The following is an 849-nucleotide window of genomic DNA, read 5'->3' on the forward strand; positions in this document are numbered from 1 at the left end:
GCCAGCCGGCCGCTGTGTCGGCGATGCGCTGCGCGCGCGAGGACGAGGCCTGCGCGTCGGCCACGAGCTTCTGGATGCCCGCGAGCGTCGTGTCGTCGCCGGTCGCGGTGACTCGGATGCGCAGGGCCGAGTCGGTCGCGACGGTGCCCGCGACGACGTGGTCGCCGACGCCTCGGCGCTGGGTCGTCGATTCGCCGGTGACCATCGCCTCGTTCATGGCGGCGGCGCCGTCGACAATCTCGCCGTCGGCCGGGACGGTTGCCCCGGGGCGCACGAGCACGACGTCGCCCACGGTCAAGGCAGCGGGCGAGACCGTCTCGGTGGCGTCGCCGACGACGCGCTCGGCCTCGTCTGNGAGGGCCGCGAGCGAGTCGAGGGCCGAGGTGGTCTGCGCGAGCGAGCGCATCTCGACCCAGTGGCCGAGCAGCATAATCACGATGAGCAGCGCGAGCTCCCACCAGAAATCGAGCTCGTGGTGGAGCAGGCCGAGGCTCGCTCCCCACGAAGCGAGGAACGCGACCGTGATTGCGAGGCCGATGAGGAGCATCATGCCCGGCTTACGGCTGCGGATCTCGCTCACCGCGCCGGTGAGGAAGGGGCGGCCGCCCCACACGTACATGATCGTGCCGAGCACTGGCGAGACCCATCCGAGCCATGCCACTTCTGGCAGCTCGTAGCCGACGAGGCTCGCGAACATCGCGCTCGTCGCGACGACCGGGATTGCGATGACGAGCATGATCCAAAACAGTCGGCGGAATTGGGCGACATGATCGCCGTGACCCGCGTGACCCGCGTGGCCTCCGTGGCCACCGTGCATGTCGTGCGATCCGTGACCCGCATGAGCCTCGT

The 849-nt window shown here is 70.0% G+C and carries 1 protein-coding gene; it reads right to left on the minus strand.

The features are described 5' to 3' along the window. Positions 1–817 (minus strand): P-type ATPase (locus ID132_RS14045; RefSeq protein ID WP_459562474.1); only part of this gene is annotated, 817 nt, incomplete at its 3' end. Positions 818–849 lie beyond the last annotated feature (32 nt).

Origin of the sequence: Gulosibacter sediminis (genome assembly GCF_014904065.1) — a bacterium.
GTDB lineage: Bacteria > Actinomycetota > Actinomycetes > Actinomycetales > Microbacteriaceae > Gulosibacter > Gulosibacter sediminis.